The 24,602-nt window shown below is 73.3% G+C and carries 21 protein-coding genes and 1 riboswitch; of the genes, 3 read left to right on the plus strand and 18 right to left on the minus strand.

The window, feature by feature from the left end:
- Positions 1-135: 135 nt before the first annotated feature.
- From ABH925_RS11830 to ABH925_RS11860, 7 genes are all read right to left on the minus strand, one after another.
- Positions 136-1,518, minus strand: a complete 1,383-nt coding sequence (locus ABH925_RS11830; RefSeq protein WP_370147351.1) for an NAD(P)/FAD-dependent oxidoreductase — start codon at positions 1,516-1,518, stop codon at positions 136-138.
- Between the two features lie 294 nt (positions 1,519-1,812).
- Positions 1,813-2,811: an exopolyphosphatase gene (locus ABH925_RS11835; RefSeq protein ID WP_370147352.1), complete on the minus strand. Its 999-nt coding sequence runs from the start codon at positions 2,809-2,811 to the stop codon at positions 1,813-1,815.
- Positions 2,808-3,347, minus strand: a complete 540-nt coding sequence (locus ABH925_RS11840) for a DUF501 domain-containing protein (RefSeq protein ID WP_370147353.1) — start codon at positions 3,345-3,347, stop codon at positions 2,808-2,810. The genes ABH925_RS11835 and ABH925_RS11840 overlap by 4 nt, the downstream gene beginning before the upstream one ends.
- A complete protein-coding gene (locus ABH925_RS11845; protein WP_370147354.1) occupies positions 3,344-3,799 on the minus strand; it encodes a septum formation initiator family protein in 456 nt (151 codons plus the stop codon). The genes ABH925_RS11840 and ABH925_RS11845 overlap by 4 nt, the downstream gene beginning before the upstream one ends.
- Before the next feature lie 106 nt (positions 3,800-3,905).
- Positions 3,906-5,198, minus strand: a complete 1,293-nt coding sequence (eno, locus tag ABH925_RS11850) for a phosphopyruvate hydratase (protein ID WP_370147355.1) — start codon at positions 5,196-5,198, stop codon at positions 3,906-3,908.
- 174 nt (positions 5,199-5,372) lie between these two features.
- Positions 5,373-6,161 carry a transglycosylase family protein gene (locus ABH925_RS11855; protein ID WP_370147356.1) on the minus strand — a complete coding sequence of 263 codons (789 nt, stop codon included), beginning with the start codon at positions 6,159-6,161 and terminating at the stop codon, positions 5,373-5,375.
- Between the two features lie 3 nt (positions 6,162-6,164).
- A riboswitch (cyclic di-AMP (ydaO/yuaA leader) is annotated at positions 6,165-6,333 on the minus strand.
- Positions 6,334-6,457: 124 nt separating this feature from the next.
- Positions 6,458-7,837, minus strand: a complete 1,380-nt coding sequence (locus ABH925_RS11860; RefSeq protein ID WP_370147357.1) for a cytochrome P450 — start codon at positions 7,835-7,837, stop codon at positions 6,458-6,460.
- 123 nt (positions 7,838-7,960) lie between these two features.
- Between ABH925_RS11860 and ABH925_RS11865 the strand changes: the two genes are divergently transcribed.
- Positions 7,961-8,761: an SDR family NAD(P)-dependent oxidoreductase gene (locus ABH925_RS11865; RefSeq protein ID WP_370147358.1), complete on the plus strand. Its 801-nt coding sequence runs from the start codon at positions 7,961-7,963 to the stop codon at positions 8,759-8,761.
- Here the strand turns inward: ABH925_RS11865 and ABH925_RS11870 are convergent.
- Positions 8,742-9,773: an LLM class F420-dependent oxidoreductase gene (locus ABH925_RS11870; RefSeq protein ID WP_370147359.1), complete on the minus strand. Its 1,032-nt coding sequence runs from the start codon at positions 9,771-9,773 to the stop codon at positions 8,742-8,744. The genes ABH925_RS11865 and ABH925_RS11870 overlap by 20 nt on opposite strands.
- Positions 9,774-9,895: 122 nt before the next feature.
- Here ABH925_RS11870 and ABH925_RS11875 point away from each other — a divergent pair, with 122 nt between their 5' ends.
- Positions 9,896-10,723: a hypothetical protein gene (locus ABH925_RS11875; protein WP_370147360.1), complete on the plus strand. Its 828-nt coding sequence runs from the start codon at positions 9,896-9,898 to the stop codon at positions 10,721-10,723.
- Positions 10,724-10,775: 52 nt separating this feature from the next.
- On the opposite strand, the gene ABH925_RS11880 is transcribed toward ABH925_RS11875, so the two are convergent.
- From ABH925_RS11880 to ABH925_RS11910, 7 genes are all read right to left on the minus strand, one after another.
- Positions 10,776-11,432 carry a hypothetical protein gene (locus tag ABH925_RS11880; RefSeq protein ID WP_370147361.1) on the minus strand — a complete coding sequence of 219 codons (657 nt, stop codon included), beginning with the start codon at positions 11,430-11,432 and terminating at the stop codon, positions 10,776-10,778.
- Positions 11,432-11,953 carry a SigE family RNA polymerase sigma factor gene (locus ABH925_RS11885; RefSeq protein WP_370147362.1) on the minus strand — a complete coding sequence of 174 codons (522 nt, stop codon included), beginning with the start codon at positions 11,951-11,953 and terminating at the stop codon, positions 11,432-11,434. The genes ABH925_RS11880 and ABH925_RS11885 overlap by 1 nt, the downstream gene beginning before the upstream one ends.
- Positions 11,954-12,053: 100 nt before the next feature.
- Positions 12,054-13,109, minus strand: coding sequence for a MazG family protein (locus ABH925_RS11890; protein ID WP_370147364.1), 1,056 nt, complete (start codon positions 13,107-13,109; stop codon positions 12,054-12,056).
- Positions 13,110-13,209: 100 nt separating this feature from the next.
- On the minus strand, positions 13,210-13,833 hold the full coding sequence (locus ABH925_RS11895) for a SurA N-terminal domain-containing protein (protein ID WP_370147365.1): 624 nt from the start codon (positions 13,831-13,833) through the stop codon (positions 13,210-13,212).
- 158 nt (positions 13,834-13,991) lie between these two features.
- Positions 13,992-15,581, minus strand: coding sequence for a protein kinase (locus ABH925_RS11900; protein ID WP_370147366.1), 1,590 nt, complete (start codon positions 15,579-15,581; stop codon positions 13,992-13,994).
- The gene (locus ABH925_RS11905; protein WP_370147367.1) at positions 15,578-16,063 is read right to left on the minus strand and encodes a hypothetical protein; all 486 of its coding nucleotides are present in this window, start codon (positions 16,061-16,063) and stop codon (positions 15,578-15,580) included. Before ABH925_RS11905 ends, ABH925_RS11900 begins: the two co-directional genes overlap by 4 nt.
- A 79-nt stretch (positions 16,064-16,142) precedes the next feature.
- Complete coding sequence (locus ABH925_RS11910; RefSeq protein ID WP_370147368.1) at positions 16,143-18,092, minus strand: N-6 DNA methylase; 1,950 nt, start codon at positions 18,090-18,092, stop codon at positions 16,143-16,145.
- Between the two features lie 156 nt (positions 18,093-18,248).
- Here ABH925_RS11910 and ABH925_RS11915 point away from each other — a divergent pair, with 156 nt between their 5' ends.
- The gene (locus tag ABH925_RS11915) at positions 18,249-18,827 is read left to right on the plus strand and encodes a DUF4352 domain-containing protein (protein WP_370147369.1); all 579 of its coding nucleotides are present in this window, start codon (positions 18,249-18,251) and stop codon (positions 18,825-18,827) included.
- Here the strand turns inward: ABH925_RS11915 and ABH925_RS11920 are convergent.
- The 3 genes from ABH925_RS11920 to ABH925_RS11930 form a co-directional block, all read right to left on the minus strand.
- Positions 18,820-19,743 carry a hypothetical protein gene (locus ABH925_RS11920; protein WP_370147370.1) on the minus strand — a complete coding sequence of 308 codons (924 nt, stop codon included), beginning with the start codon at positions 19,741-19,743 and terminating at the stop codon, positions 18,820-18,822. The genes ABH925_RS11915 and ABH925_RS11920 overlap by 8 nt on opposite strands.
- A gap of 68 nt (positions 19,744-19,811) precedes the next feature.
- Positions 19,812-23,393 (minus strand): transcription-repair coupling factor, encoded by a 3,582-nt coding sequence (mfd, locus tag ABH925_RS11925; RefSeq protein ID WP_370147371.1) that lies wholly within the window; start codon positions 23,391-23,393, stop codon positions 19,812-19,814.
- A 164-nt stretch (positions 23,394-23,557) separates the two neighbouring features.
- Positions 23,558-24,541, minus strand: coding sequence for a hypothetical protein (locus ABH925_RS11930; protein ID WP_370147372.1), 984 nt, complete (start codon positions 24,539-24,541; stop codon positions 23,558-23,560).
- Positions 24,542-24,602 lie beyond the last annotated feature (61 nt).

Raw genomic sequence — 24,602 nt, forward strand, 5'->3', positions numbered from 1 at the left:
CCTAGCCCCGGAAGAGATGCCGGCGGGAAACGCGAGTGCCCCGGTCCTGTGAGGGACCGGGGCACTCGGGGCAGCGGTGCCGGTTATGAGCACCACGGTTGTGGTCCGGCGACGCTGCCGGGCATGAGGACGGTGCTACGCGGGGACCTTCTCGGTCGCGGAGGCCTTGTCGGTCGAGGATGCCTCGGCCGGCTTCGGCTTCGGGGCGGGGGCCGCCGCCTCGACGAAGGTCCCGCGCGGGCTCTCCATCTCCACCAGGGAGACGGTCTCGCGCTTGAGGAACATCGCCAGGGTCCAGTCGGCGAAGACCCGGACCTTGCGGTTCATGGTGGGGACCCGGCTGCCGTGGTACAGGCGGTGGAACCACCAGGCCGGACGGCCCTTCAGCTTGTACTTGCCGAAGAGGATCGCCACGCCCTTGTGCAGGCCCAGGCCGGCGACCGCACCGAGGTTCTTGTGCTTGTACTCCTCCTGCGGGAAGCCCCGCATGCCGGCGATCACGTTGTCGCCGAGCTTGATCGCCTGCCGGACCGCGTGCTGGGCGTTCGGCGGGCACCAGGCGCCCTCGCCCACGGCGAGGTCGGGGACCTGGGCGTTGTCGCCGGCGGACCAGACGTTGTCGAAGCCCTGGACCTGGAGGGTCGGGGCGGTGTCGACGTGGCCGCGCGGGCCGAGCGGCAGACCGAAGTTCGCCAGCGCCGGGTTCGGCTTGACGCCGGCGGTCCACACGATGGTGGAGGCGTCGACCTCGATGCCGTTCTTCAGCACCACGTGCTTGTCGACGCAGGAGTCCATCGAGGTCTCGATGTAGATCTCGATGCCGCGCTCTTCGAGCTTCTCCTTGGTCCACAGACCGAGGTCCGGGCCCATCTCCGGAAGGATGCGGTTGGCCGCCTCCACCACGATGAAGCGCATGTCCTCACGCTTCACGTTGCGGTAGATCTTGGCCGCGTCGCGGGCCATGTCCTCCAGCTCGGCCACCGTCTCGATGCCGGCGAAGCCGCCGCCGACCACGACGAAGGTGAGCGCCTGCTTGCGCACCTTCTCGTCGGTGGTGGACTCGGCCTTGTCCAGCTGGGCGATCACGTGGTTGCGGAGGCTGATGGCCTCCTCGACCGACTTGATGCCGATGCCGTTCTCGGCCAGGCCGGGGATCGGGAAGGTGCGGGAGACCGAACCGAGCGCGACGACCAGGTAGTCGAAGGGCAGCTCGTACGAGTCGCCGCCGGCCGGGGTGATGGTCGCCACCTTGCGGCCCTGGTCCACGGAGGTCACGTGGCCCGTGAGGACCTCCGCGCCCTTGAGGACACTGCGCAGGGGTGCGACGAGGTTGCGAGGGGCGACGTTGCCGCCGGCCGCCTCGGGAAGGAAGGGCAGATAGGTCATGTAGGACCGGGGGTCGACGACCGTGACGGTCGCCTCCCCGTAGCGCATCTTCTTGAGGATGCGCATCGCGGCATACATGCCGACGTATCCACCGCCGACGATGAGGATGCGGGGACGCTCCGTGGTGCTCATATCCGAAAGTATCCACCCCCCTCCGGAGCACCCTCTGTGGCCCTCCTCACATACCTCTGGACATCGTCTGCTACACTTCGCGGCCCATGAAAGCGGACCGGTGGCACACCGGGTCCAGCGGGCCGTTCAGCAGGACATAGCCGCAGCTCGACGCCCTTATTGCGATTGTGCCTGCGAAAGCGGGCCGAAGCCTTGGAAGCCTTCAGCCCGGGCCCTCGGGCACCTTGGGTCTCGCAATTCGGACTTACAGCCCAGCCGGGTGAGCCATCCACCCAGAACCTCATGTGAAGAAATTCACGAAGTTTCTCCGGCGACGCTCTCAGCAGCGCGTTCGGCGATGCTCCAGGCGATGCCGTCGAGGATGTCGTGCTCGCTCACCACGACCTCGGACGCGCCGGTCCGCTCCATGATCCCGAGCAGCACCAGGGCGCCCGCGCCGATCACGTCGACCCGCCCGGGGTGCATCACCGGGATCGCCGCGCGCTCGTCGTGCGAGGCGGCCAGCAGCATCGAGGTGACGTTGTGCACCTGGGCCAGCGAGATCCGCGAGTGGTGGATCGCGGCCGAGTCGTAGGCCGGCAGGCCCAGGGCGATCCCGGCCACCGTGGTGACCGTCCCGGCCAGGCCGACCAGGGTGTGCGCGCCGGTCAGCGGGACGGTCCCGGCGGCCAGGTCCAGGCCCTGCTTGATGTCGGCCCGCATGGACAGGGTGTCCTCGCCGTGACGCTCCGTCATCCGGACGCAGCCGATGTCGACCGAGCGGGCGGCCTGGACCCGGTCCGTGCCCAGCACGAACTCGGTCGAGCCGCCGCCGAGGTCGAACACCAGGTAGGGGCCCTCGGCCGGGTCGAGCTCCCGGGTGGCGCCGGTAAAGGAGAGCTGCGCCTCCTCGTCCCCGGTGATCACCTCGGGCTCCACGCCGAGGATCTCGCGGACCCCGTCGACGAACTCGGCCCGGTTCTCGGCGTCCCTGGAGGCGCTGGTGGCGACGAAGCGCAGCGGTGCGGTACCGCGCGGCCCCGTTCCGTGCAGCCCGATGCCGTGCGACTCGATGACGGCCGCGTACTCGCGGCAGGCGGCGAAGGTGCGCTCCAGCGCCTCGGGGGCGAGCCGGCCGGTGCGGTCGACGCCCTGGCCGAGCCGGACGATGGTCATCCGCCGGTCCAGGTCGTGCAGTTCGCCGGTGGCAGGGTCGAGGTCGGCGACCAGGAGCCGGATGGAGTTGGTGCCGCAGTCGATCGCGGCCACGCGCTGCGGCGTCTTGTCACGCGGCGTCTTGTCACGCGAGGTCATGACGTCCCGTCCTCGTCGGCGTCGTTGCCGGTGCAGACACAGGGTCCCTTGCGCCACCACTCCGGCAGCGCCGCCAGCGCCTCGTCGCCCAGCGGGTTGACGCCGGGTCCGGCCGCGAGGCTGTGACCGACCAGGACGTGCAGGCACTTCACCCGGTCCGGCATCCCGCCGGCACTGGGGAAGCCCTCCAGCACCTCGATGGCGTCGCGCTTGGCGATGTAGTCCTCGTGGGCGCGCTGGTAGGCGGCGGCCAGCTCGGGGTCCTCGGCCAGCCGCGCGGTCTGCTCCTTCATCATCCCGTCGGCCTCCAGGGTGCCGATGGCGGAGGCGGCGCGCGGGCAGGTCAGGTAGTACAGGGTGGGGAACGGGCTGCCGTCCTCCAGCCGCGGGGCGGTCTCCACCACGTCGGGCAGGCCGCAGGGGCAGCGGTGCGCCACGCCGCGCAGCCCGCGCGGCACCCGGCCGAGCTGGGCGGCGATGGCGGCGATGTCCTCGTCCGCGACCGGTTCGGGCGCGGGTACCGGGTTGTGCGTCATGGCCTTGCTTTCGTCGGTGATGAACTGTCGGCGCTGTCGAGCGACTCGAACATGCTGTCGTACCAGGGCTGCCGCACCGCGCCGGGCGCCGTCTGCGCGGAGGCGGCGGCCGGGGCCGAGTCGGCCGGGGTCGGATCGACCGAGGTGAACGGGGTCTCCCCGGGGAAGCCGTAGTGCAGCCGGGCCCGCGCCTGGGCCTCGACATAGGCGGGGTCCTGCCAGCGGGCCTTGTCCCGGCGCAGCTCGTCCACCTGGGCCTGGGCCTGCTGGGCGGCGGCCCGCTGCTGCGCGATCTGGGCGCGCTGGGCGATGAACTGACGGGTCGGGTAGGCCAGCGCCGCGACCAGCGAGCAGAGCACCAGGGCCAGCACCGCGGCCCGCCCGGTGAACCGCGGCCTGCGGCTGCGCGCGCCGGTGCCCTGCCCGCCGCTACCGCCCTTGCTGCCGCTCACGCGCTCGCCCCTCCCGTCGATGCCCGACCGTGCTGCTGAACAGGGATACGCCGGTGCCCCGCCGACCCACCCTAAAGGGTGCGGGCGACGGGGCACCGGAGCGACGTCAGCTCGCCGAGCTGTGCTGGAAGCGCGGGAACGCGGCGCGGCCCGCGTACTCCGCGGCGTCGTCGAGGATCTCCTCGATGCGCAGCAGCTGGTTGTACTTGGCGGTGCGGTCCGAGCGGGCCGGGGCGCCGGTCTTGATCTGGCCGCAGTTGGTGGCGACGGCGAGGTCGGCGATGGTGACGTCCTCGGTCTCGCCGGAGCGGTGCGACATCATGCAGCGGAAGCCGTTGCGCTGGGCCATCTCGACCGCGTCCAGGGTCTCGGTCAGCGAACCGATCTGGTTGACCTTCACCAGCAGCGAGTTCGCGATGCCCTCCTTGATGCCCCGGGCCAGGCGGGTCGGGTTGGTCACGAACAGGTCGTCACCGACCAGCTGGACCTTGCTGCCCAGACGCTCGGTGATGACCTTCCAGCCGGCCCAGTCGTCCTCGAACAGCGGGTCCTCGATGGAGACCAGCGGGTAGGCCGCGACCAGCTCCTCGTAGTACTCGGTCATCTCGGCGGCCGAGCGGGACTTGCCCTCGAACTCGTACTTGCCGTCCTTGTAGAACTCGGACGCGGCGACGTCCAGCGCCAGCGCGACATCGCGGCCGGGGACGTAGCCGGCCTCCTTGATGGCCTCGATGATGAGGTCCAGCGCGGCGCGGTTGGACTCCAGGTTCGGCGCGAAGCCGCCCTCGTCGCCCAGGCCGGTGGACAGGCCGCGCTGCTTCAGCACCGACTTGAGCTGGTGGTAGACCTCGACACCCCAGCGCACGGCCTCGGAGAAGGACTCGGCGCCGATCGGAGCGATCATGAACTCCTGGATGTCGACGTTGGAGTCCGCGTGCGAACCGCCGTTGAGGATGTTCATCATCGGGACCGGCAGCAGGTGCGCGTTCGGGCCGCCCAGGTAGCGGAACAGCGGCAGGTCGCTGGCCTCGGAGGCCGCGTGGGCCACCGCGAGGGAGACGCCGAGGATGGCGTTGGCGCCGAGCGAGGACTTGTCCGGAGTGGCGTCCAGGTCCAGCATCGCCTGGTCGATCAGGCGCTGCTCGGTGGCGTCGTAGCCGACCAGCTCCGGGCCGATCTGCTCGATGACCGCGAGCACGGCCTTCTCCACGCCCTTGCCGCCGTAACGGTTCTTGTCACCGTCGCGCATTTCCAGGGCCTCGAAGGCGCCGGTCGAGGCGCCGGACGGAACGGCGGCACGGCCGGTGCTGCCGTCGTCGAGGCCGACCTCGACCTCGACCGTGGGGTTGCCTCGCGAGTCGAGGATCTCCCGGGCTACGACGACGTCGATGGACGGCACAGGCATCTCCTTGGGGCTGCTCCTACTGGTTTACCCCCTGAGCCTATCCGCAGGAGGGCTCGCAGCGACGCGGCGCTCGCGGGAGTCCCACGATGCGGCGCCCCTACTCACCAGTAGTTCACCCAGGGGTGCGCTGGCGGGCAGGGACGCCCTCGTCCCGTCGGAGTCGACCCGTCAGCCGACCTGGAGCTGCTGGCCCGGGTAGATGAGGTTCGGGTTGCCGCCCACCGTCGACCTGTTGTCCTGGTAGAGCGTCTGCCAGCCACCGCCCAGGTGCGCGGACGCGGCGATCCCGGACAGGGTGTCACCGGGCTTGACGGTGTAGCCGCCGTGGCCGACCGCGTGCTGCCCGGGCACCGATGCCTGCGGCGCGGACTGCGCGGCGGGCTGCGTGGTGGACTGTGCAGTGGTGGACTGCGGCGCGGACTGCTCGGTGGCGGTCGGCTTGCGGTGCTTGCCGGTGCCGGTGTGGGTCGTGGTGCCGTGGGTCGGGGAGCTCTTGGTCGGCGTGCTCTTGGTCGTGGTGCTCCGCGCCGGGGTACCGGTGTCGACGGAGGCCGGGGCGCCGCCACGGGTCAGGCCGGCCTGCGGGCCGCACACCGGCCAGGCGCCGGGGCCCTGCGAGGCCAGCACCTTCTCGGCGACGGCGATCTGCTGGGCCTTGCTGGCCCGGTTCGCGGTGGACGCGTACGAACCGCCGCCGTAGGCGGACCAGGTCGAGGCGGAGAACTGCAGTCCGCCGTAGTAGCCGTTGCCGGTGTTGATCGACCAGTCGCCGCTGCTCTCGCAGTTGGCGACCTTGTCCCAGGTGGACACCGAGGCCGCGGAGGCGGAGGTGGCACCGATGAGCGGCAGGGCTATCCCGGCGGTGGCCAGGCCACCGGTGGCGACCAGGCGCCGGGTCTGGCTGGTGCGCGGCTTGCGATGGCGGCCGGTGCTGTTCACGGGCATGGCGAAGGGCATGGCAGGTGTCCTCTCCGACGCCTGCGAGGTGAGCTGTCGGGTTCGGGCCGTGAGGTAGCCCGGGCGCATGACACGCCTTCACCCCCAGCCGCAGCCCCGTGGACTGCGGCGACTTACCTGGGTCCCCCGCTCCTGCCCAATGAAGAAGTCTTGGTACCGGCGCACGGCTGGACAGGACTCGGCGTCCCGTACGACGGCCGCCCACGTGTGCGGGCGTTCTGGGCAGGCTAGACAGACCGGACTGATAATCACAAGCCCATCAGTTCGCCTCACCCGTCCCGGAACTGGCGCGGCGGCTACTCCGGCAGCGCCTCGGGCGGCTGCTTCGCGGGCTGCTCCGGGCGGTAGCCGACCGGGAGTTGGCGCAGCCCACGCATGATCAGGCCGCCGCGCCAGCGCAGTTCCCCGGGCGCGACGGTGAGGTGCAGATCGGGGAGGCGGGTGAGCAGCGCGGCGAGAGCGTACTGGGCCTCAAGTCGGGCCAGCGGGGCGCCGATGCAGTAGTGGATGCCGTGACCGAAGCCGAGGTGCGGGTTGTCCCGGCGTTCGAGGTCCAGCAGGTCGGGCTGGTCGAAGCGGGCCGGATCGCGGTCCGCGCCGGCCAGCACCACCAGCACCGGATCGCCGACCGCGATGTCCTGGCCGCCCAGGGTGATCGGGCTGGTGGCGAAGCGCCAGGTGGCGAGCTCCACCGGGCCGTCGTAGCGCAGCAGTTCCTCGACCGCGGTGGCCAGCAGCGCGGTCTCGCCGGCGGCGAGCGAGGCCTGCAGCTCGGCCCGCTGCCGGGGATGGTTCAGCAGGTGGTAGAGGCCGTTGCCGATGAGGTTGACAGTGGTCTCGAAGCCGGCGAAGAGCAGGATGAAGGCCATCGCCGCGGCCTCGTTCTCGGTCAGGTGCTCGCCGTGGTCGCTGGCCCGGATCAGGTCGGAGATCAGGTCGTCACCGGCCTGTCCCGAGGCGATGTCGGCGCGCTTGCGGTGGATCAGTTCGGCGAGGTAGGCCCGGATCCGCTTCACCGCGCGGGCCACGCCGCCGCGCGGGCTGCCGCCGCCGGCGCCCGGCTTCTCGTGCCGGACCATCATCCCGGCCCAGTCCCGGAAGTCGTCCTGGTCCTCGGCGGGGACGCCGAGCAGGTCGCAGATGGCGTAGATGGGCAGCGGGAAGGCGAACTCGTGGATCAGGTCGGCCTCACCCCGCTCCGCGAAGCCGTCGATCAGCCGGTCGGTGAGCTCCCGGACCCGGGGTTCGAACAGGGCGACGCGGCGCGGAGTGAAGGCCTTGGAGACCAGCCGCCGCAGCCGGGTGTGGTCCGGCGGGTCGATATTCAGCAGATGGGTCATCAGGTCCGCGTTGCGCTCGCCGGGGATGCCGACCCGGCCGCTGCGGTGGCCCTGGCCGCTGTGGTGGGCCGGGCTCTTGCTCAGCCGGGCGTCCGCCAGCGCCTGCCGGGCGTCGTCGTAGCGGGTGACCAGCCAGGCCTCGACCCCGCTGGGCAGCGTGGTCCGGTGCACCGGATCATGGCTCCGCAGCCAGGCGTACGCGGGGTAGGGGTCGGCCGCGAACTCCCAGGTGAAGAGTTCCGGGCCGGTCTCGGCGACAGCGCTCGGGACAGCACTCGGGACACTGCCCGGGAGAGTGGTCGGGGCGGCTGTCGGAACGGTGGGCGGCTTGTGCACTCCTTGACGGTAGCCGGAGGTTGACCCGCGTCACGGACGGGCACTGTTGCGGTGGCGGGCGGGATGCTTACGATCACCGGCAGTGAACGGGCCGTGCGGGGGCCCGGCGAGAGGAGTCAGGACATGCAGATACGCGGATCCGTCGTGGTCGTGACCGGTGCGGCCGGTGGCATCGGGGCGGCTTTGGCGCGCCGTTTCGCCGCCGAGGGCGCGCGCGGGCTGCTGCTCGCGGACCTGGACGCGGCCCGGGTGGAGGACCTCGCGCTCGAACTGGACCGTGAGGGTTGTCACACCGTCGGCGTCGGCAGCGACGTGACCCGGGAGAGCGACGTCCGCGCCCTGGTGGAGACCGCCGAGAAGCACCTCGGTCCGGTGGACCTGTTCTGCAGCAACGCCGGCATCGGCTCCGGCGCCGGCATCGAGGCCTCGAACGAGGTCTGGCAGGCCTGCTGGGACGTCAACGTGATGGCGCACGTGTACGCGGCGCGGGCGGTGCTGCCGGGCATGCTGAAGCGCGGCCGGGGCTACCTGCTGCAGACCGCGTCCGCCGCAGGGCTGCTGCAGATGCCCGGCGACGCCGCCTACACCGCGACCAAGCACGCCGCGGTGGCCTTCGCCGAGTCGCTGGCGGTGACCTACGGCGACCGCGGCATCAAGGTCAGCGCGCTGTGCCCGCAGGGCGTGCAGACGGCGATGACCGCCGATCCGGCGGTGAACGCGGTGCTGTCGGCGCTGGGGCCGATCCTGACCACCGAGGAGGTCGCCGACGCGGTGGTGGCGGGCCTGGCCGAGGAGCGGTTCCTGATCCTGCCGCACCCCCAGGTCGCCGCCTACGAGCAGGGCCGGGCCGCGGACCGGGACGGCTGGCTGGCCGGGGTCCGCGGCGCGGTCAGGGGCCTGGAGCTCACTGCTCCCCGGGACTGACGGCGAGGACGGCGGCCGCGACGGCCTGACGGCGGTCGCGGGGCTCCGCCGTGCCGTCCAGCATCTCCGGGGTGGGCAGGATCGCCGGGACCGGCACGGTCACCCCGTTGTCCGCGTAGCGCCGCAGCTGCTCGCGCACCTGCCCCGGGGCGCCGTGCAGCACCAGGGCGTCCACCACGTGGTCCGGGACCGAGGCGGCGGCACCCTTGCGGTCACCGGCGGCCCAGGCGTCCCACATCGGCTTCAGCACGTCCCCGCGGCCGAGCCAGCGGTGGAAGGCCGCGTAGGCGGGCACGGTGAGGTAGCCGGCGATCAGCCGCCGTCCCAGCGCCCGGGCGTGATCCGCGTCACCGGTCGGGCAGACGAAGATGCGCGCGGCCACGGTCTTTCCGGTGCCGCCGGCGGCGTTGAACTCCTCGACGACGGTGGTCACGTCGTCGGCGGAGAGCCAGTTGAGGATGGTGCCGTCGGCCTCCCGCGCGGCCAGTCCGAGCATCCCCGGGCGCAGCGCGGCCAGCAGCACCGGCGGGGTGGCCGCCGGGACCCGCTCCAGCCGGAACCGGCGTACCGCGAAGGTCTCGTACTGCTCGTCGACGGCCTGGCCGGTGAAGGCGGCCTTCAGGAACCGCAGGGTGTCGCGGCTGCGCTGGAAGGGCCGGTCGTGCGGGACCGCGTTCCAGTCGCTGACGATGACCGGGGACGAGGCGCCGATGCCGAGGGTGAACCGGCCGGGCGCGGCCTCGGCGAGCGCGGCGGCCTGCATCGCCAGCAGCGCCGGACCGCGGGTGTGCACCGGCACGATGGCGGTGCCGAGGTTCAGCTGCGGGGCCCAGACCGAGGCCAGCGCCAGCGGGGTGAAGGCGTCGGCGCCGGCCGTCTCCATCGACCACAGGTCGGTGAAGCCCAGGTCGGGAAGGGCCTCGACGAGGCGGCGCTGGTCGGCGAGCGGGATTCCGTCCAGCGGGAAGGTGAGGCCCCAGCGGGGTCCTTCGGACGGTGCGGTGAGGGACATGCCGCGATGCCACCAGGTTTCGGCCAAGTTGTCGAGGCCGTCTATCCCCCGTCCGGCCGGGGCTGCGACGATCCGCGAAGTCTCCGCGAAGTCCCGACACCCGTTCGTACCCGGAGGGTCAGATGTCCGTCAGAGGCACCCTCGCCGTGGTCGGCGCGATCGCGCTGACCACGGTCGCCGTTGTGCTCGCGCCCGCCCAGACCGCCCTCGCCGGGCAGGGCCCGGCCGCCGGACCACCCCCGGCCACCAGCACGCAGGGCGGCACGGCCCCGGCCGGCCCGGCGGCGGCACCGGCACCCCGGGTCGACGCGGTGTACCGCACGTCCGACGGCGTCAGCCACGGGACCAGCTACCTGGCCGCCCCCGGGGTGACCGCCGATCAGCTGTACCAACTGCTGGCCGCCCAGGGTGTCCAGGGGCTGACCGCGCCGGTGGCGGGCGCCGGGGCCCCGGGCTCCTGCGGCTACGGCAGCGCGAGCGACCTCGTCGGCGGCTGCCCGACGGTGGGCTGGGCCCGCAACGGCTACACCAACCCGCAGATCTACTACCACGACATGTCCGGCTCGTCCTGGCCCGAGGGCACCGTCATCTCCGAGTGGAACAACTCCGCCAACATCCACGTCGCCTGGGCGCCCGGCGGCTGCCCCGGCTACGGCGGCACCCACTGCGTCCCGGTCTGGGACGGCTACCAGGGGGCGAACGGCTACGAGGCCGTGGTCTCCTACGACTGGGACGGGGCCGACCACTTCATCGACGGCTCCGTCTCCATCGACTTCAACGACTCGTACAGCACCAACCACCGCGTGGTGGCCTGCGCCGAGACCGGCGTCACCGTCGGCATGGGCGGCAACAGCTCCGGCAGCAGCTGCCTCTACTACGGCTCGGCGACGGCGACCTGGCCCAACAGTGACGACTACAACGAGCTGCTGTACGAGATCTACCCGCGCTGACCCACGCAGGAGCGGGCCCACCTGCGCGAGCAGGCCCAGACGCTGGAAAGGCTCAGACGCAGGAGCGGGCGGCGGGCGCGGCCCTGAGCAGCACCGGCTGGGCCAGATAGCCCGGGGCGTCGAAGCGCGCGCTGCCCGGTCCGGTCACGGTGACGTAGCCGGGAAGTTCCGGCGGCCCCGACCTGACGCCGTGCCGGCCGTGCAGCCCGGCGGGCAGGTGCAGCGGCGCGACCAGGTCCCAGGTACGGCCCGCGAACACCAGGAACGGCGTCCCGCACTGCAGGTTCCAGTCGAAGGCGTAGGCCTGGCCCTGCCGCACCGCAGCCGGTGGGGCCGGTGGCCCGGCCGGATCCAGCTGACGCTTCGCCAGGGCGGCGGCCGCGGGCGTCGTCGCGGCGGCTCGGGGCGTCGTCGCGGCGGCCGACGGGCGGGTGCTCGCTGTGGCGGCGACCGCCGGAGCCGTGCGGGCGGAGGGCGTGGACAGCGGATGGGTCAGCAGCCCGGCCGCCAGGGTGCAGGCGGCGACGGCCGCGGCCAGCCCGAACACCCGGATCCGGCGCTGCCGCCGGCCCTCCGCCAGCACCGCGCCGATCGGCACCGACACCTGCTCCTGACGGTCCGCCAGCGCCCGCAGGCCGCTGCGCAACAGCTCCTGCTGGTGCAGCTGGTGCCCTTCGGACTGTCGCCCGTCGTGCTCGTATCCGCTCATCAGCCGCGCCTCCCAGCGCCGTACGACAGTTCGACCTGCCCGCGCATCCGCTCCAGGCCGCGACTGGTGCGCGACTTGACCGTCCCCTCCGAGCAGCCCAGCAGCTGGGCCACCTCCGCCACGCTCAGATCCTCGTAGAACCGCAGCACCAGTACCGTCCGCTGGGCGGCCGGCAGGGCCGCCAGGGCCCGCTCCAGGTCGACCAGGTCGCTCCAGCCCTGGGCCGGGTCGTCCGGGCGGAGCGGCTCACCCGGATCCTCGTGCGGGACCTCCCGGTGCCAGAACCGGCGGCGCCAGGTCGCGTGCACGTTGACCAGGGTCTTGCGCGCGTAGGCGGACGGGTTGTCCCAGGCGTTGGAGCGGCCCCAGGACAGGTAGATGCGCAGCAGCGCGGCCTGCGCCAGGTCCTGGGCGGTGTCCGGGTCGCCGGTGAGCAGCCTGGCGGTGCGCAGCATGGCCGGGTGCACATGGGCGGCGAAGCTGATGAATTCCGCCTCGCGATCGGACGGCGAGTCCCGCACGGCTGGCCCCTCCGGAAGATCGGTGTGGTCCTGTCCTCCCTATCGACCACCTGGGGTACCGGCCGGGTTCCATCGCGGATTGCCGAACGGTGGCGCGCCGTCAGCGCGCGCCCTCCGCGGCCCGGATCGCGTCACGGTAGCGGCGGGCCGCGGCCCTCAGCGCTGCCTCCGGGTCCACGCCCTGCTGCTGCGCCCGGACCGCCAGCGCCAGCAACTCGTCGCCCAGGCTGTCGGCAGTGCTGCCGTCCGGGGCGCTGTTGTCCGGGGCGCTGCCGTCCGGGGCGCCGGGCAGCGCCACGTCGAGGCCGGCCCTGGCGGCGCGCGAGTGCAGCTTGGCGGCCAGCGCGAGGGCCGGCTGGGCCAGCGGCACGCCGTCCACCACCGAGCCCCGCGCCTTCTCGGCGGCCTTCAGCTGCTCCCAGTTGGCCTCGACATGGTCCGCGGTGGGCGCGTGCACGTCTCCAAAGACGTGAGGGTGACGGTAGGTCAGCTTCTCCACGATGCCACCGGCCACGTCGTCGATGGTGAAGGGCTCGTCGGGGTCCTCCTCGGCGATCCTGGCGTGGAACACCACCTGCAGCAGGACGTCGCCGAGCTCCTCCAGGAGCATCTCGCGGTCACCCTCCTCGATCGCCTCGACCAGCTCGAACGACTCCTCGACCAGGTACTTCACCAGCGACTCGGAGGTCTGCCCGGCGTCCCAGGGGCAGCCGCCGGGCGAGCGCAGCCGGTCCATCACCGCGACCAGGTCCAGCAGCCGGGCACCGGGGAGGTCGTAGGAGCCGGGCAGCAGTTCGATCACCGGCATCGGGTCGACGGCGCCCTCGATCCCGCCCTCGACGGCGATCCGGGCCAGCGAGTCGGTCAGCCCCGGGTCGCCGTCCTCGCCGATGATCCAGACCACGGTGGTGCCGGACGCCGCTTCCGCCAGGGTCAGCCCGAGCGCGTAGGGGGCCACGTCCAGCAGCTCGACGTCCACGCCCGCCTGCCGTACCCAGGGCAGCAGTGGGTGTGCCGGATCCCCGGCCAGCACCCGGTCCGCGCCGCGCAGCGCCTCCCAGGCGGGCCAGGACAGCAGCCCCGGGGCGATCCGGTGGGTGCTGGAGAGCAGGACGAGCCGTCCGCCGGGCTCAGGGGTGAGGTCATGGTCTGCCACGGTACGAAACTACCGCGACGCCACGACCGCGCGCGATCAGCGCCGGACTTGATCAGCTCCGCCCCTGATGAGTTCTGGCCGGGATCAGCTCCGGCCGGGATCAGCTCTGGGCCGGTGCGGTGGGCTTCAGCCAGGGCTGGTCGGCCGCGACCATGGCCAGGGTGGCGGCGTTCCAGCTGCCGTAGCGCGGGTTGACCGTGACGCCGACGCTGCTGGACGCCTGCTCCAGGAGCTTCTGCAGCGAGGCCTGGACCGCCGTCTGGTCGCCGTTGAGGTCCACCCCGGCCTGCTGCAGCAGCTTCACCTCGCCCAGCTTGAACCGGTAGTAGAGGTCCACGTCGGACGGGGCCAGGCTGAGCTTGCTGACGAAGTCCTGCTGCAGCGCCTGGGCGCCGCCGAGCTGGCGCACGTCCGCGGCTTCGGCCTGCTGGACCTCGCCCTCGGTCACGGCGAGGCCGTGCGCCGACAGGGTCTGGTCCACGATCTGGCTCGCCACCAGCAGCGACAGGGTCTGCGCCGGAACCCCGGCCGGCTCCTGGGCGGCCTGCCCGTCGGCGACGGCCGCCGCACGGTAGGCGGAGACGTGCGCCTGCAGGGCGGACTCGGTGATCCGCTGGTCGCCGACGACGGCGGCGGCACCGGGGTGCGCCGTCCCGGAGCAGGCCGACAGTGCGCCCACCGCGCAGACGGCGAGGACGGCGGCGGCGGTGCGACGGCGGTTCACTGGGCCTCCCGGCGATGGCGCTTACTGGCACGTGCGGGACTGACGTTACGTCTGCGGCTGATCCGAGAAACGAGGATAGGCAGCAGACCGCGCCAGTGTCACCAGGTCGGGCGTCACTGGGTCGGATGTCACCGGGTCGGGCGTCACCATGTCGGATGTCACCAGGTCGGCGGAGGCGGACCGAAGCCGGCCGGGGCGGTGCCGCTCGCCGCCGCGAGCAGACCGCGCACCTCGGCCACCCTGGGATGGTGCGGGCCGTACAGCCGTTCGAGATCGTGCCACAGCGGCAGCAGCAGGGCCTGGGACGCCGCCGGGTCGTGGACCGCGACCAGCAGCTCGCCGACACGCTGCCGCACCCGGAACACCCGGTCCTGGTCGACCGGCAGCCCCTGGGACCGTCGCCGCTCGTAGCCGGCCAGGACCTCGCGGCAACCGGCCAGCGCCGCGGCCGGCTCCCCGGCCCGGGCCAGGCAGTCGGCGGCCCGGGTGGCGCAGTCCAGCGCCTCGACGTCGTCCGGACCGCGCTCCGCCGCGTAGGCGCGGGCCAGCAGCTGGAACTCGTCCCGGGCGCGCAGGTACTGCCGGTCGTCCATCAGCACCCGGGCGTGCATCCGGCGCAGGTCGCGCACCGGCGACGCGGTCGCGCCGTGCTCGGCGGCGGCCCGGGGCAGCGCGGCGGCGAGGAGGGCGGCCGCCTCCCCGTAGCGGCGCGCCTCGTAGAGACCGGAGGCACGCTCGGCGGCCTCGGCCGGGTCGGGTCCCGGCACGGCGGCGAAGGGACGGGGCGGCGGGGCCGAGGGGTGGCGGAAGGGACGGGACGGGTCCGGCAGCGCGGTGGCGCGCAGCGCGGCCTCACCGTCCGCGCTGGAGGCGGGGAGCAGCGGCAGCAGTTGCCGGTACACCTGCTCGGCGGAGCCGGGGCGGGCGGCGGGGTCCTTGGCCAGCAGCGCCGCGACCAGCTGATCCAGCAGGGCGGGCACCTCGGGGCGCAGCTGGCGCACCGGGCGGGGCGGCTGCGACACATGCTGGGTCATCACCGCGAGCGGGGTCGGGCCGTGGAACGGGGCGTCACCGGTGAGCATCGCGTACAGGGTGCAGCCGAGCGCGTAGAGGTCGCTGCGGGCGTCGGCCCGTCCGGTCATGGCCTGCTCGGGGGCCATGTAGGCGGGGGTCCCGACCGGGTGGCCGGTTCGGGTGAGGGTGCTGAGTTCGGGCTCGAAGGCGGAGGCGATGCCGAGGTCGAGCAGGACGACCCGGCCGTCCGGGCGGAGCATCACATTGCCCGGCTTGAGGTCGCGGTGAACCACCGGGACCGAGTGCACCACCGCGAGCGCCGCGCAGAGCTGCGCGACCACGGACACCGCCCACAGCGGGGGCAGGGCTCCGTTCTCGGCGATCAGGTCGGCCAGGGTCAGCCCCTCGACGCGCTGCATGACCATGTAGTGGTGCCGACCGTCGGTCCCCGCGTCGAAGACGGTCACCAGACCGGGGTGGTCGAGCCGGGCGGTGATCCGGTACTCGCGCTCGAACCGGGCGCCCTGGTCGGCCAGGTCGAGGGAGCTGGTGACGGCGCCACCGGTGGTGGAGGAGACCAGGTCGTCGCGGAGCAGCTTCACCGCGACCTGGCGGCCGAGGCGCAGGTCCGTGCCGGCCCATACCTGACCCATGCCGCCCTTGCCGATGAGCGAGTCCAGCCGGTAGCGCCCGCCGATGGTCCGCTCGCCGAGGAGATGCTGCGCGTCGGTCACTGCGGGCCGCGGAGGCGCTGGCTGAGGCGGCGCAGCTCCTCGCCGACGTCGTCGGTGGCGGGCGCGGCCGGGGGCACGGCAGGCAGCCCGTAGTACGGCGGCGGCGACGGTACCGGCATCGCTACGGGCATCGCTCCCGGCGGTAGTACGGCCGCGGGGGCCCGCCGGGTCTCGTGCTGCCAGCGGATCATGCTGGTCAGGTAGTGCGCGAGCGCGCCGAGCGAGGCGCCGAGGACCAGCGGCAGGAACACCGCCGTGGGCGGCGTCCTGGGGGTCGGGTACAGCTCGGCGACGACGACCTCGGCACAGGTCAGCGCGGAGAATCCGGCCAGCCCCAGCCACGACCCCGCCGTCCGCCGGTAGCCCGCGAGCCACGCCGCCGGGACGAAGCCGAGCAGCCCGCAGCTGGCTATCGGGACCAGGGCGAGCAGCACCGTCCCGACGTGCCAGCGGATCGCCGGACGAGGGGATTGACCTGCCATAGGAACGCTCCGGACGGTACGGGTGGGCGATGCAACGCTCACCGTACCGCCGCTGAGCGACAGTCAGCCCGGGGTTCGGTCAGTCCTCGGGTGTGAGGCTGCCCTGGACCAGTCCGGCGGTGATCCCCTGGGTCAGCTGCTCGCCCAGCTCCGCGATCCGGCGCAGCCGCTGCTCGAAGGCGGCGAGCTGCCGGAACGGCTGGGCGTAGCGCCGCTGTTCGGCGAGCGACAGGCGTGGGACGCGGATCCGGCGGACATCCCGGCGGGAGGTCGTGGAGGTCAGGGTGCCGGCACGTTCGGCGCGTGCGGCGGAGCCGAGGAACCCGGCCAGGAACCAGGGGTCCAGCACGGACTGATCGGGCCTCAGCAGCTGTGCCGGGAGGCGGATATCGTCTGCCGCACCCTCGTGGACGGTGGCGGATCCGCCGGTGCCGGGGGCCGGCAGCACGATGTCGCCCGGGCGCGGCTCCGCGCCCTCGGGGAGCAGTTCCAGGGCGCCCGAGCGCAGCAGTTCGGCGACGCTGGAAGCGGCGCGGTGGGCGACGTCGCCGGCTGCGGCGCGGTAGCCGGGCAGCGGCCGGGCGGGCGGCGCCAGCTCGGCGAGGAGCGCGTCCAGTCGGCGGTGCGCGGCCTCGAGTTCGCCCAGGGCGTCGACCGGGCGCTGCGGCAGATGCCGGGCCGGGGTGAGGTCGGTCTCGTCGTCCAGCAGGTCGATGACCGGGACGGCCCGGTACCGGCCGGGCTCGTCCACCGGCCCGGAGCCGGACGCCCCGAACGCGGCCCAGGCCTCCCGGGCGATGCGGGCGACCGCGGCACCGGTGCCTGCGGCGTTGGCGGCTGCGGCACCGGTGCCTGCGGCGTCGACGGCTGCCGCGTCGACCAGCAGCACCCGGGCCGGCAGCGGCTCACCGGGAAGGGGCCGGCGCAGCAGCCAGATGTGCAGCGCCGCCGCGTAGGGCGGGGCGATACCCGCGGGCAGCGCGACGACCCCGCGCAGCGCGCCGCGGCGCAGCAGCTCGGCTCGGATGCGGCGGCCCGAGCGGCGCGCGGCCACGGCTCCGGGCAGCAGCAGGGTGACCGGTCCGCCGGGGCGGACCCGGGCCAGGGCGTGCTGTACCCAGGCGAGTTCGGACTCGGCGCGCGGCGGCAGCCCGTACTCCCAGCGCGGGTCGTAGCCGAGCTCGTCCGCGCCCCAGTTGCGCTCGTTGTAGGGGGGCCGGCTGAGGACCGCGTGCGGGGCGGCGTCGGAGTGGGCATCGGCGCGGAGCGCGTCGCCGGCGGCGATGTGCGGGACGGCGGTCGGCCGCGAGAGCGCCAGCCGGAGCAGCGCGACGGCGGCGAGGGCGGGGTCGGCCTCCTGCCCGTAGAGGGTGACGGCGCCGTGCTCGGCTGCCGCCAGCAGCAGGTCGCCGCCGCAGCAGGCGGGGTCGAGCAGGGTGGGGTGCTCGCCGGTCAGCTCGACCAGCAGCGCCGTGAGCGACGCCGGCAGGGCGGTGCCGACCAGGGCGGCCGCGGTGGCGTCGATGCCCTGCTCGGCGGCGAGGGCGGCGAGCAGCCGGGTCAGCTCCAGCTGGGTGCTGCCGTACAGGCCGGGGAGGCGGAGCAGCCGGGCCCCGTCCGGACCGAGGACCTCGCTGCACAGCTCGGCGACCCCCCCGGGCAGGGCCACGGCGAGGTCGAGGTCGTCGCGGGCCGCCAGGGACTGCCAGCGCGCGGGGTCGCGGCGGAGCAGGAGCAGCAGCGCCAGAGCGGGGACCAGCGGAGCGGCCGGTGACGCGGCGGGGTCGCGCAGCCGCTCCAGCCGCTGCCGGACGCGCTCGCGCAGCGGCACCTCGGCGATCTTGCCCTGGGCCCGGAGCCACGCCTCGACCTCGGGGAGGGCGAAGGCAGGGCTGTTCTCGGTGCCGCCGACGGGCTTGGGGAAGTCGGCGTGGCGGCGGCGCCAGTTGCTGACCGCGGCCCGGCCGACCCCCGCCAGCCGGGCGATCTCGACGGCGCTCACCTGCTGCTGGGGCTCGTGGTCAGGCATGAACGTGAGCATAGCGAATGATGTTCGACCAAGGCGTTCACGGCGTGAACGTATCGAGATTCATAGTTGTGGTTGACGACGTACACAGCTCATGGTCTAGTTGGTCTCGCCAGCCCGGAGAACGCCGGGAGCACCCGCACAGCAGGGGGTTCTGCCATGTCAGTCCGTACTCGCTCGCACCGCCGCCAGGTTCTCGCCGTGTTCACAGGCGCGCTGATCGTTGCCACCAGCGCCGCCTGCGGGCCCACCACCACGGGCGTCTCCACCGCGCCCAAGGCCACCACCGGCGGAGCGAGCGCTCCGGCCAAGGCAAAGGCGACGGCGGCGAAGGTCGGCGACACGATCGGGCTCAGCGGGATGAACGGCGGCAAGGACGACGTCACCGTCGTGAAGATCGTCGACAACCCCAAGGGCGCCGACGACTACACCACCCCGGACAGCGGCAAGCGCTTCTACGCCGTCCAGTTCCGGATCAAGGACACCGGCAGCGCCGCGTACAGCGACTCGCCGTCGAACGGCGCCAAGGTGGTCGACAGCCAGGGGCAGTCCTACGACGCGGATGTCAGCGACACCGCGGCCGGGCAGAGCTTCCCGGCTGCCGTGAACATCGCCCCGGGCGCGAGCGGCCTCGGGTTCATCACCTTCCAGGTGCCGGCCAACGCCACCATCACGCAGATCCAGTTCGGCCTGGACAGCGGCATGGCCGACCAGACCGGCCAGTGGAACGTCAGCTGACCCGGGTGCCCTCGACGGCCGCCGGAGTCTCCTGTGCCGCCGGGCTCTCCGGTGCCGCCGGGGTTGGGGCGGCGGGCTCCGGAGGCGGGGCGACCTCGCCGAACCGGGCCAGGGCCAGGGCGCCCGCGACCGCGACCGCGAAGCCCGCCACAGCCAGCGGCAGCATGCCGGGGCGGGTGCCGTCGCCCAGCAGGATCACGCCGAGCACGGCCGGCAGCGCGGTCTCGCCCAGCACCATGCTCGCGGTGGCGGTGGTGACCTTGCCGCCGCGGACGCCCTCGGTCATGAAGGCGAAGGAGACTCCGCCGCCGGCCAGCAGCGCATAGGTGGCCGGCTCGGACAGCAGCGGGACGACGTCCAGGCCGTGCACCGGCGGCAGCACCCGGACGGCCAGACCGACCACACCGAAGCCCAGGCCGCAGAGGCTGCCCATCACCGCGGCGCGACGCGGCTCGGCCATCTTCCAGGCCAGCCCGCCGAGCCCGGCGATCACCACGACGGCGCCCACCAGCATCCAGTGGAAGGCCTGCGAGGGCTGCTTGTGCCCCTCCGCCCCGGCGGTCGCGCCGAGCACCGCCAGACCCACGCACACCCCGGCGACGCCCAGCCACTCACCGCGCCCCAGCCGGAGCTTCAGCATCGCCGCGCCCAGCACCGCGGTCACCGCGAGGGCGCCGGCCAGCGCCGCCTGCACCACGTACAGCGGCAGCGAGCGCAGCGCGATCAGCTGCGCGACGAAACCGAAGCAGTCCAGCAGCAGGCCGCAGGCGAACGGCAGGTTGAGCATGGCCCTGGCCGTACCCAGCAGGCCCTCGCCCGGGGTGACCGCGTGCCGCTGCGCGCCGAGGGCCTGCAGTACCATCGCCACGCCGAAGCAGAGGGCGGCGGCGAGGGCCATCGTCAGTCCTAGGAGCATGCTGTGAGTCTATGCGCCCCGGGGACCGACCGGCCGGACCAGCCTGGGCCGGTCCGGCCGGACCGGCCTCAGGACTGCCGGAGTTCGTCGAACATCGTGGTGAGGAACTCGGTACACCAGCTGAGCAGTTCCCGGCCGACGACCGGCTTGCCGCCGATGGTGCGGCCGGCCGGCCTGGGCACCAGCAGCAGCCGGGTGGAGGCCTTGACCTGGCTGCGCGGGTAGATCCGCTGAAGCCGCAGCTCCTGCGACTCCCGCAGCTCCACCGGGCCGAAGCGGATGTTCTGGCCCTGCAGCGTGATGTCGGAGATCCCGCAGCGCCGGGCGAACAGCCGCAGGCCCGCGACCAGCAGCAGGTTCTCCACCGGCTCCGGCAGCTTGCCGTAGCGGTCGGTGAGCTCGGCGCGCACCGCGACGATGTCGTCCTCGGAGTTGACCGAGGCGATGGACCGGTACGCCTGCAGCCGCAGCCGCTCGCCGGGGGCGTACTCGTGCGGCAGGTGGGCGTCGACCGGCAGCTCGATCTTGACGTCCAACGGCTCCTCGGCCTCCTCGCCCGCGGTGCCGTCCACGTTCTCCCGGTACTCGGCGACGGCCTCGCCGACCATCCGGATGTAGAGGTCGAAGCCGACCCCGGCGATGTGCCCGGACTGCTCGCCGCCGAGCAGGTTGCCGGCGCCGCGGATCTCCAGGTCCTTCATCGCCACGTACATGCCCGCGCCCATCTCGGTGTGCTGGGCGATGGTGGCCAGCCGCTCGTGCGCGGTCTCGGTGAGCGGCTTCTCCGGCGGGTAGAGCATGTAGGCGTAGCCGCGCTCGCGGCCACGGCCGACGCGTCCGCGCAGCTGGTGCAGCTGGGACAGCCCGAAGGTGTCCCCACGCTCCACGATCAGGGTGTTGGCGTTGGAGATGTCGATGCCGGACTCCACGATGGTGGTGGAGACCAGGACGTCGAACTCCTTCTCCCAGAAGTCGACCACGACCTTCTCCAGCGCGGTCTCCCCCATCTGCCCGTGCGCGGTCGCGATCCGGGCCTCCGGGACCAGCTCCTTGAGCTTGGCGGCGGCCTTGTCGATCGACTCCACCCGGTTGTGGATGTAGAAGACCTGGCCCTCGCGCAGCAGCTCGCGGCGGATCGCGGCGGAGATCTGCTTCTCGTCGTAGGCGCCGACGAAGGTCAGCACCGGGTGCCGCTCCTCCGGCGGGGTGGTGATGGTGGACATCTCCCGGATGCCGGTGACCGCCATCTCCAGGGTGCGCGGGATCGGGGTCGCGGACATGGTCAGCACGTCGACGTTGGCCCGGAGCTTCTTCAGCTGCTCCTTGTGCTCGACGCCGAAGCGCTGCTCCTCGTCCACGATGACCAGGCCCAGGTCCTTGAACCGGGTCTCGGCCGAGAACAGCCGGTGGGTACCGATGACGATGTCCACGCTGCCGTCGTGCAGGCCCTCCAGCACCGCCTTGGCCTCGGTGTCGGACTGGAACCGGGACAGCGCCTTCACCACGACCGGGAAGTTGGAGTAGCGCTCGGAGAAGGTGGAGAAGTGCTGCTGCACCAGCAGCGTGGTGGGGACCAGCACGGCGCACTGCTTGCCGTCCTGGACCGCCTTGAACGCCGCCCTGACCGCGATCTCGGTCTTGCCGTAACCGACGTCGCCGCAGACCAGTCGGTCCATCGGGACGGTCTTCTCCATGTCGGCCTTGACCTCGGCGATGGTGCTGAGCTGGTCCGGGGTCTCCGCGTACGGGAAGGCGTCCTCCAGCTCGCGCTGCCAGGGGGTGTCCGGGCCGAAGGCGTGGCCGGGGGCGGCCATCCGGGCCGAGTAGAGCCGGATCAGGTCCCCGGCGATCTCCTTGACCGCCTTCTTCGCCCGCGACTTGGTCTTGGTCCAGTCGGCGCCGCCGAGCCGGTGCAGCGAGGGGGCTTCGCCGCCGACGTACTTGGTGACCTGCTCCAGCTGGTCGGTGGGGACGAACAGCCGGTCGCCGGGCTGGCCCCGCTTGGCCGGGGCGTACTCCAGCACCAGGTACTCGCGGGTGGCGCCCTGCACGGTGCGCTGCACCATCTCCACATAGCGGCCGACGCCGTGCGCCTCGTGCACCACGTAGTCGCCGGCCTGCAGCGCCAGCGGGTCGATGCCGTTGCGGCGGCGCGAGGGCATCCGGCGCATGTCCTTGGTGGAGGACTTCTGGCCGGCCAGGTCGGTCTCGGTGACCAGGTGCAGCCGCAGGCCTTCGGAGAACAGCCCGAACTCGATGGAGCCGCAGGCGACATGGACCACGTCGGGGGCCGGGGTAGCGGTCAGGTCGGGGGTGAGCCGGGCCCCGATGCCCTCGCCGGCCAGCATCTCGGCGATCCGGGCGGCCGGGCCCTGGCCTTCCGTCACCAGGACCACCCGCCAGCCCTCGGCGAGCCGGCCCTTGGCGTCCGCGATGGCGCGGGCGGTGTCGCCCCGGTAGGCCTCGGCCGGGTGCAGGTCCAGGTGCAGCACGTCTGGTCCGGTCAGCACTTCGTCGTCGGCGGCGAAGGGGCTGACCGACCACCAGGGCAGACCGATCTCCTCGGCGTGCGCGCGGATGTCGGCGATCGACCACAGCGAGGCCGCACCGACGTCCAGCGGGCGGTCGCCGCCGGAAGCCGCCGCGACCCAGGAGGCGTGCAGGAACTCCTCGCTGGTGGCGACCAGGTCGGCGGCCCGGGTACGGACCCGCTCCGGGTCGCAGACCACCGCGATGCTGCCCTGCGGCAGCACGTCGACCAGCAGCTCCATGTCGTCGACCAGCACCGGGGCCAGCGACTCCATGCCCTCGACGGCGATGCCCTGGGCGATCCGGTCCAGGATGTCGGCGAGTTCGGGGTGGGCCACGGCCAGCTCGGCGGCACGCGCCGTCACGGCGTCCGTGAGCAGCAGCTCGCGGCAGGGCGGGGCCCACAGGCCGTGCTGGGCGACCTCCAGCGAGCGCTGGTCGGCGACCTTGAAGTACCGGATCTCCTCGACCTCGTCGCCCCAGAACTCCACCCGGAGCGGATGCTCCTCGGTCGGCGGGAAGACGTCCAGGATGCCGCCGCGCACGGCGAACTCGCCGCGCTTCTCCACCAGTTCGACGCGCTGGTAGGCGGCGGCGGCGAGCCGGCGGGTGAGGTCGTCCAGGTCGACCTCCTGGCGCGCCCGCAGGCTCACCGGTTCCAGCTCGGCCAGGCCCTTGACCTGCGGCTGCAGCACGCTGCGGATCGGCGCGACGATGACCTGCAGCGGACCCGCCGCCGGGTCGTCGGCGCTGGGGTGGACGATCCGGCGCAGCACCGCGAGCCGGCGGCCCACGGTGTCCGAGCGCGGCGAGAGCCGCTCGTGCGGCAGCGTCTCCCAGGCCGGGAACTCGGCGACGGCGTCCGGCGGCAGCAGCGAGCCCAGCGCGGCGGCCAGGTCCTCGGCCTCCCGGCCGGTGGCGGTGACCGCGAGCAGCGGCCGGCCGCGCTGCCCCCTGGCCTGCTCCGCCAGGGCGCGGGCCAGCACCGCCACCACGAACGGGCGGGCGGCGGGGGGACCGACCAGGTCCAGGTGGCCGCGGTCGCCCGCGAGGGCGGACCGGGCCGCCTCGATGAGGGCGGGGTCGGCGGCGACGACGTCAAGCAGGCCGGTCAGGCTCATGGACTTCTCTCACTGGGCCGGGGCAACGCGAAGCACCCGGAACGCTGTGCGCACCGGGGGTACCCAGCGTACGCCCCGGTACCGACAGCCGCTGCGAGAGTTCGCCGCGCGGCGAAGGGGGCGCCGGGCGCGCCGGGCGCGGGAGCCGTTAGGCGCGGGAGCCGTCAGGCGTCGTTGCCCGGAGCGGGGATCTCGTCGGTGGCGGCCTCGCTGCCGTCGGGTGCGGGAGTCCCGGCGGAGGTGGGGGTCGGGGCGGGGGCGGGGGCGCCGGTGAGGGTGGTGAGGGTGGTGCGGATGTGGTCCAGGTGGGCCTGGAGCGCGTCGCGGCGTTCGGCGTGCGCGGCCTGGTCGCGGGCCGCCGCCTCGGCGATCCGCTCGGCCTCGCGCCTGGCGTCCTCGACGATCCGCTCCGCCCGGGTGGCCGCCTCCGCGTCCATCTCGTCGGCCTTGGCCTGCATCGCCCGGCGGTGCCGCTCGGCCTCGACCTGCTTGCGCTGGGCCCCGGCACCGACCTCCGCCTCCCACGCGGTCCACCGCGCCTCGGCCTCGGCCTGCTCCTGGTCGGCGGCGCGCAGCTGCTCGGTCAGCCAGGCCGACGCGGCCCGTTCGGCCTGTTCGGCCCGGGCCCGGACGTCCCCCGCGTAGGCGTCGGCCTGCTCGCGCAGGGAGCGGGCGTCGCGGTCGGCGGCCCCACGTTCCGCCTCGGACTGTGCCCTGGCCCGTTCCAGCTCCCGGCGGTGCGCCTCGTCGGCGGCGTCGCACAGCTGTACGGCGGCGTGCTCCGCGTCCGCCCGCAGCTGCTGGGCCTCGGCCCTGGTACGGGCGTCCAGGGCGTCGATCCACTGCCCGGCGTCCACGCGCAGCTGCTCCGCCTCCGCGGTGGCCAGGTCCACGATCCGCGCGGCCCGCTCACCGAGCTCGGCGAAGGTCGGCGGTGCGGCCTCCTCGGCGGCCCTGGCCGCGGAGGCCGCCTCGGCGGCGTCGATCAGCCGCTGCTCCAGCGCCCGCATCCGGTCGCCCAGGCCGGACAGCCGCTGCCAGGCCTCGTCCCGGTCCCGGGTGAGCCGGGCCAGCAGCCGCTCGACCTGGGCCGGGTCATAGCCGCGCCGGGTGACGCTGAAGCCGTGCGGAGAGACGGCGTCGCTCATCGGCTGATCCTCTCGTCCGGTCCGGCCAGATCCACACCGATCGGTTCATCGGTGCAAATGA

Origin of the sequence: Streptacidiphilus sp. EB129 (genome assembly GCF_041262645.1) — a bacterium.
In the GTDB taxonomy this organism is placed as follows: Bacteria; Actinomycetota; Actinomycetes; order Streptomycetales; family Streptomycetaceae; genus Streptacidiphilus.